Genomic DNA, 6,847 nt, shown 5'->3' with positions numbered 1-6,847 from the left:
GAGGCCCTCACCGGTGCTTCCAAAATATGAATGCAGCAATATCTTGGAAGTTGTTGGTTGTGATGTTCTCACAGAGCCAACTCCTTTATCCTGTTTGTTTAGGCTGGCACGGAACCTTTGTATCTAAGATCAGCGTCGGAACAGGTTGCTTGTTAGCGAACCGTCGTTTGCGGGATACGATACAACGATCTTCCAGTCGTGGGGAGGATACCCACTCATACCCCCGGTCAGTCTTCCCGGCGTGTTTTAGGCGTTGTCTTTTATGATCCTCTGACCCAACGATTCACACCGTCAGATGTTGCATTATACGGCAGGTGTGATCCTACCGTCATTTTATATCTATTACTTATCACAGAAGGTCATTTTCGTGTCCAAAATGCAAAATTACTTGAGATTCCAAGTATCCCGTCATTCCAAAGAAATACCAGCCGCATTCCAACACCGGACTTGCCATTGAACCATGCGTATGAAACGCTAGTGCGTTGTTATAGTTGGTGTTTTTGTTGATCCCTCCTGCCCTACCAAACCTCTTTTATTTAGTGGTTTCAATAGCTTACAACCTCCTGAACCATAACGGTTCTGGGGTTGTTTTGCTATGTGCACATGGCATTGGTGCTGTCGGTGGTAGGCCAGAGTGTGACACAAAAGTGTGTCACATCAGGTGCCGATTATGAGCCGGGTAGCGGGTCTATATCGGCGTGGAAACGTCTGGCAATACCGTGTCCGGGTGCCGATGGATATACGGTTAATTTTGAACCGTGAATTCATCAGACGGTCTTTAAAAACAGCGGATTACGGTGAAGCATTACGTCGGGTAAGAACGGTGTCATATGACATTGCAATGATGTTTGATGATGTTCGTCGTAATGGTGATGGGGTCCGTCGTTGGAGGCGTAGCCTGCAACGCTGGAACTTCTTCATCAATAGCTGGCATCGCTTTCTTTAATGCCGAAGATCGTCTTATTGCAACCTTCAAGGTCTGAGTAGCAGATCATGTTCAGTGCATTCGATAGCACCGATACGGAGTAGCCGCGACCATAGCTGGCTTCTACACCACGGTTGCCAGTCCAACCACCAAGGGCCAAGGCTACATCATGCTGAATTCCTGCGTTACGCATTGCGTCCCTGAAATTATGTCTAAAACTGTGAAACGAAGTGCGTTCTTCACGGGCATTGCAGCGTGTTAGAAACTGCGGAAAATATTTGCTGAACGCATGCGACAAATAGGCTCCTTCAATCTTTGGAAGGTCGGGGAATAGTTTGCCAGCTTTTGGCAGCGTAGAGTGGTATTCTGTGAAGTTTTGGTCGAGAATACGCTTGTGAACCGGCACTACACGCTCTGACGCGGCAGTCTTTACGTTTTTATCATTAGGACCATGAATGGCTTTGTCGGTTATGTGGAAGCATAATACACCATCAAGTTCAAGAATGTCTTCGGCGTTCATCTGGCAAATCTCATTCAGACGCATACCAGAATAAAGGGCGATGATGGGTATCCAGAAGCGGCTGGGCCAAGATTTGTATGCCTGCTTGGTGAACACCGGGTTTGAAAATATTTTAAGCAGTTGAGTATCGCTGAATGGCAATCGTTTGTCTTTTGCCTTCACATCTTCTTCCAATTGAAGACCGCGAGCGGGATTGCGGGTCAACAAATCTTCTTTCACTGCCCAGTTCAACAGTGCTGATAAGTTCAGAAGATATTTATTGATGGTCGATGGTGATAATGTTTCTAAGCCACGCTTCTTCGCGATTTCGGATATTTTCCGCCATGATTTACCGGGAAATCGTCTTTGAGCATGCGGTGGCAAATATCGGAGAACTTCAAGTGTCTGTCTGCACACAGTGCGATCAATTTGAACAATGGGTGTGTTCTTACCGATGACACTGCTTAAAACGCCATAAACAGCATTATATTCAATGATGGATTTGTTTGATCGCTTTTTCATCGGATCATCCATGTATCGCTTGAATAATTCTTCAAGGGTCACAACAGGCCCATTGGGTGCTTTGTGGCCCATGCCTACAAGAACCCGATTGGTGATGTTTGCAATCAGATCATCAATCTCGATATTTCGAAACGGGTTCGAAATATTTTCTGACGAATCTGGTGATGATTTTGTGGTAGAAAACGGGCCTTGTGTCACAGTTTTGTGTGCCAGTTTTATCGAGACCCCATCACCATTACGACGAACATCATCAAACATCATTGCAATGTCATATGACACCGTTCTTACCCGACGTAATGCTTCACCGTAATCCGCTGTTTTTAAAGACCGTCTGATGAATTCACGGTTCAAAATTAACCGTATATCCATCGGCACCCGGACACGGTATTGCCAGACGTTTCCACGCCGATATAGACCCGCTACCCGGCTCATAATCGGCACCTGATGTGACACACTTTTGTGTCACACTCTGGCCTACCACCGACAGCACCAATGCCATGTGCACATAGCAAAACAACCCCAGAACCGTTATGGTTCAGGAGGTTGTAAGCTATTGAAACCACTATATAAAAGAGGTTTGGTAGGGCAGGAGGGACTTGAACCCCCGACCAGACCGTTATGAGCGGTCGGCTCTAACCAACTGAGCTACTGCCCCTTACCAAAGACAAGTGGCGTGAATTTAAAGGAAACTCACGCCACGTCAAGTCTTAGAAAGACGATTTTCTTTGTTTAATAATCTAGGAAGCTGCGCAGTTTGCGTGAGCGGCTTGGGTGCTTCAGCTTACGCAGGGCTTTGGCTTCAATTTGTCGGATACGTTCTCGTGTAACGGAGAACTGTTGGCCGACTTCTTCCAATGTATGATCCGTATTCATCCCGATGCCGAAACGCATACGCAGGACGCGTTCTTCACGTGGTGTCAGAGAGGACAAGACACGTGTTGTGGTGTTGCGCAGGTTGGACTGAATAGCGGCATCCAGCGGTTGAACGGCATTTTTATCTTCGATGAAATCACCCAGATGGCTATCTTCCTCGTCCCCGATGGGGGTTTCAAGAGAGATCGGCTCTTTGGCAATTTTCAGGACCTTGCGAACTTTTTCCTGCGGCATGGACAGCTTTTCAGCCAGTTCTTCCGGTGTGGGTTCGCGACCGATTTCATGCAACATTTGGCGTGACGTGCGCACCAGTTTGTTGATGGTTTCGATCATGTGAACCGGAATACGGATTGTACGGGCCTGATCGGCGATAGAACGGGTAATCGCCTGACGGATCCACCATGTGGCATAGGTCGAGAATTTATAGCCGCGACGATATTCAAATTTATCAACGGCTTTCATAAGACCAATGTTGCCTTCCTGAATAAGATCAAGGAATTGCAAGCCCCGGTTGGTGTATTTTTTAGCAATGGAAATAACCAGTCGCAAGTTGGCTTCGATCATTTCTTTTTTTGCACGATTGGCTTCGCGTTCGCCCTTTTGGACGGTGGAAACAATACGGCGGTATTCCTGAATCGGCAGACCGACTTCACCGGCAACTTCGGTGATGCGCTCACGCAGTTGTACGATTTCTTCTTCGTGACGTTCTGCGAAACGTTGCCAGCCTTTTGCAGGCAGTTCAGAAACGCGTTCCAGCCAGTTGGGGTCAAGTTCGTGACCGTAATGTTGTTTGAGGAAATCGGCACGTGAGACACGACAGCCGGTTGCCAGACGTAACAGTCGGCCTTCGCAGTTCATCAACGCCTTATTGAGACCGTAAAGGTGATCCATAAGCTCTTCGATACGGCTGTTGTTCAGGTGAACGCCTTCCATCAATTCCACGAGTTCATGGCGCAGTTTTTCAATACGGCGTTCGATTGTGGAAGAGACTTTCTCGCCTTTGCCTAAAGCCGTGAGGCGTTGTTCCTGTGCCTTGTGCATCTTGTCATAGGTTTTGGCGATTTTTTCGAATGTTTCGACAACTTGCGGCAGGATTTGTTCTTCCATAGCGGCGAGGGAGACGTTGTTTTCATCGCCATTTTCGTCGCCATTGGCCTCGTCATCGTCGCCTTCACTCTCTTCGCCGTTTTCGTCGTCTTCCTCGTCGGAAAGATCGTCGTCATCGGGGCCGGCATCGACACCTTCTGGCGCTTCGATTTCGGCCTCGTCATCATCGTCCGTATCGTCACTGTTGTCGATATCGGCTGTCAGGCTGTCGGTGTCGGCAACTTCTGCATCCACATCTTCGGCTGCGGCGACATCTTCGGTGTTCGGGCCGCCGCCATATGTGGTTTCCAGATCAATAATATCGCGCAGGAGAATGTCACCGTTAATCAGCGCATCGTGCCATTCGATGATGGAACGGATTGTGATCGGGCTTTCGCAAATGCCGCCGATCATCATTTCACGGCCAGCTTCGATCCGCTTGGCGATGGAAATTTCACCTTCGCGTGACAAAAGTTCGACGCTGCCCATTTCGCGCAGATACATACGAACCGGGTCATCTGTGCGCCCCGTGTCGTTTTCGTCGATATTGCCGGATTTTTCGTCCTCTTCTTCTGCTGGCGCATCTTCGTCGACTTCTTCGTTATCGACGACATTGATCCCCATTTCAGACAAGGCGGACATGGTATCTTCAATTTGCTCAGAGGACATCTTGTCCGGTGGCAGGGCGGTATTCAACTCGTCATAAGTGATGAAGCCGCGCTCTTTGCCTTTGGCGAGCATTTTTTTAACGGCAGCGCCGAGGGAATCAAGAAGTGGGCCGTCACCGCCTTCTTCTTGTTTGGTTTTTGCTTCGGTAGTATTTGCAGCTTTCGCAGACATGCGATTCCCCGTGAAACTCAATAAATTTTAAAATCCAACGCTCTCTTATAAATAAATAAGAAGTGGAGACTCCTTAGGTAAGATGCGCGACAAATATGTAAAGAGCGTTAATCAAACAAATCTTCTTCATTTAGCTTGTAAGAACCGTTTTGTGCCTCGGTTTCGTCGGTATCAACCTTACCCATCAGTTTTTGCAAAGCCTGAAATTGACTTAGAACCTGTGGGCTCATTTCTTCCTTTAGGCGACGTTTCAGTTCTTTGAACTCCGCAGCCAGGTCGCGTTCCTGCATATATAGCCGGTAGGCGTCTTCCCATCCGCGAAGGACATCTTCAATGGGGCGATCAGGATGCAAAAAAGTCTCGTGCCCAATAAATCTCCCGCCATTCGGGGCGTGAAATTTGCCAAGCAGATCATCAAGCGGTTCTGAAAACCCATTTTTTCTGAGGAGACTTTGAAGCGAGGGTGAATCAAGGCCTAAATCCCCATCGACGGTCTTTAAAACTTCCTGACGAAGTTTGTCAAGCGAATCGCTTTGGAAAATCAACAGCCCTAAACGTTCGCCAACCTCGTCCATAACGTGTGGATGAAGAATAACGGCGGCAATAAGCAAGGACTCCCGCCATTTTTGTGCGTCTATTTTTGTATTTAAGCTGCTTTTTGCTTCCAAATGCGTGTGGTGATTTTTTTCAATATTTTTCCAGTCGCGGCGTTTTTGGAAAGAGTTTGTGTCTTTTTTAGCGCGAATTTCTTTCCACATCCGGTCTTTTAGAGCCGAAATAAAATGGTTCCGTACCGATTCGTCCTGAATTTGGAAGGCATGTTTTTTTAAATTATCATCTAGAACCGCACGATCTTCCGCCGTTTCCAGATTTATGCCTTCTACACAGGTGCGCCACAAAAGTTCAGATAAGGGAATGGCGCTGTCCAGGACGCTTTGCATGGCGGCGCGGCCTTCGTTCTGGATCAGGCTATCGGGGTCTTCACCCGCAGGAAGATGGACAAAATGTAAGGAGTATCCTGCTTTTAAATGGGGCAGGGCGCGTTCGGCACCGCGCAAGGCGGCCCGTTGTCCCGCCGCATCGCCATCGAAGCAAAGCAGTGGGGTTTTGCTCATTTTCCACAAAAGCTGGATTTGGTCTTCGGTTAAGGCTGTGCCCAAGGGGGCAACTGCATTGGGAAAGCCGCCCTGTGCCAGCGCAATAACATCCATATAGCCTTCGGTCACAATGATTTTGTTTTTTTTGTAGGCTTCTTCGCGGGCCTGAGCCAAGCCGTAAAGAATGGTCCCTTTGTGAAACAGTGGGGTATCGGGGGAGTTTAAATATTTTGGTTTACCATCGCCCAGAATACGTCCGCCAAAGGCAATGACCTTGCCGCGTCGGTCTGTAATGGGGAACATGACACGTTCACGAAAGCGTTCATAGGCTTTTCGATTTGGATCGTCGGGTTGAATAAGCAGGCCAGCTTCAATCATCAAGCTTTCTTCGATGCCTTGGCGTGTCAGGGCGGCTTTTAATCCGCCGGGGATGTTTGGTGAATAGCCGAGTCGAAAATGTTTGATGGTTTCTTCGCTGAGCCCGCGTTCCCGGAAATAGGAAAGGCCGATGCGCCCTTCCGGCATACGGAGCATTTTTTCATAATAGGCACAAGCGGCTTCCATCACGTCATAAAGGGTGTTGCGCCGTTCTACCCGTTCGCGCTGTTCGGGCGTGTCTTGCGGTACTTCCATGCCGGCTTGAACCGCCAGCCGTTCGACGGCCTCGGGGAAGTTTAACCCTTCGGTATTCATTAGAAAGTCGAGAGCACTCCCGTGGGCACCACAGCCAAAGCAGTGGTAAAACCCTTTGTCGTCATTGACGGTGAAGGAAGGTGACTTTTCGTTATGGAACGGACAGAGCCCGGAATGTTCGCGCCCTTTTTTGATAAGCTTGACCCGTTTGCCGACAATCTCGGAAACGGAGATGCGGTTTCTTAGTTCGTCAAGAAATCCGGGGGGGATGGCCATCTTATTCTATTGTCCGTCCTTTTTAATATGCGAAAGGTCATTTACTTTTCACATAGAACGACCCCTTATATTTGAAAAGGGGCCGTTTTCAAAATG

Annotated in this window: 4 protein-coding genes and 1 tRNA gene; 1 reads left to right on the top strand and 4 read right to left on the bottom strand. The window is 48.4% G+C overall.

All coding sequences use genetic code 11. The annotated features are described in order from the left end of the window. Positions 1 to 670: 670 nt before the first annotated feature. Positions 671 to 946, top strand: coding sequence for a DUF6538 domain-containing protein (locus tag IEW74_RS13565; protein WP_188666145.1), 276 nt, complete (start codon positions 671 to 673; stop codon positions 944 to 946). Here IEW74_RS13565 and IEW74_RS13560 read toward each other — a convergent pair. The 4 genes from IEW74_RS13560 to dnaG all read right to left on the bottom strand — a co-directional run bounded on the left by IEW74_RS13560 (position 921) and on the right by dnaG (position 6,751). Further along, positions 921 to 2,378, bottom strand: a complete 1,458-nt coding sequence (locus IEW74_RS13560) for a site-specific integrase (protein ID WP_188666144.1) — start codon at positions 2,376 to 2,378, stop codon at positions 921 to 923. The genes IEW74_RS13565 and IEW74_RS13560 overlap by 26 nt on opposite strands. 146 nt (positions 2,379 to 2,524) lie before the next feature. After that, positions 2,525 to 2,601: transfer RNA gene (locus IEW74_RS13555), tRNA-Ile, on the bottom strand. Positions 2,602 to 2,675: 74 nt separating this feature from the next. Further along, positions 2,676 to 4,745, bottom strand: a complete 2,070-nt coding sequence (gene rpoD / locus IEW74_RS13550) for an RNA polymerase sigma factor RpoD (protein ID WP_188666142.1) — start codon at positions 4,743 to 4,745, stop codon at positions 2,676 to 2,678. Positions 4,746 to 4,852: 107 nt separating this feature from the next. After that, a complete protein-coding gene (gene dnaG / locus IEW74_RS13545; RefSeq protein ID WP_188666139.1) occupies positions 4,853 to 6,751 on the bottom strand; it encodes a DNA primase in 1,899 nt (632 codons plus the stop codon). Positions 6,752 to 6,847: the final 96 nt, after the last annotated feature.

Source organism: Terasakiella brassicae, assembly GCF_014641495.1.
In the GTDB taxonomy this organism is placed as follows: Bacteria; Pseudomonadota; Alphaproteobacteria; order Rhodospirillales; family Terasakiellaceae; genus Terasakiella; species Terasakiella brassicae.
Note: the sequence above shows the minus strand (reverse complement) of the source record. Positions and strands in the feature narration are given on the sequence as shown.

What these genes read in the sequence shown, in the direction of transcription:
- IEW74_RS13565 (WP_188666145.1), top strand. Translation starts at nt 671, where the DNA reads ATGAGCCGGGTAGCGGGTCTATATCGGCGTGGAAACGTCTGGCAATAC.
- IEW74_RS13560 (WP_188666144.1), bottom strand. Translation starts at nt 2,378, where the DNA reads ATGAGCCGGGTAGCGGGTCTATATCGGCGTGGAAACGTCTGGCAATAC.
- rpoD (WP_188666142.1), bottom strand. Translation starts at nt 4,745, where the DNA reads ATGTCTGCGAAAGCTGCAAATACTACCGAAGCAAAAACCAAACAAGAA.
- dnaG (WP_188666139.1), bottom strand. Translation starts at nt 6,751, where the DNA reads ATGGCCATCCCCCCCGGATTTCTTGACGAACTAAGAAACCGCATCTCC.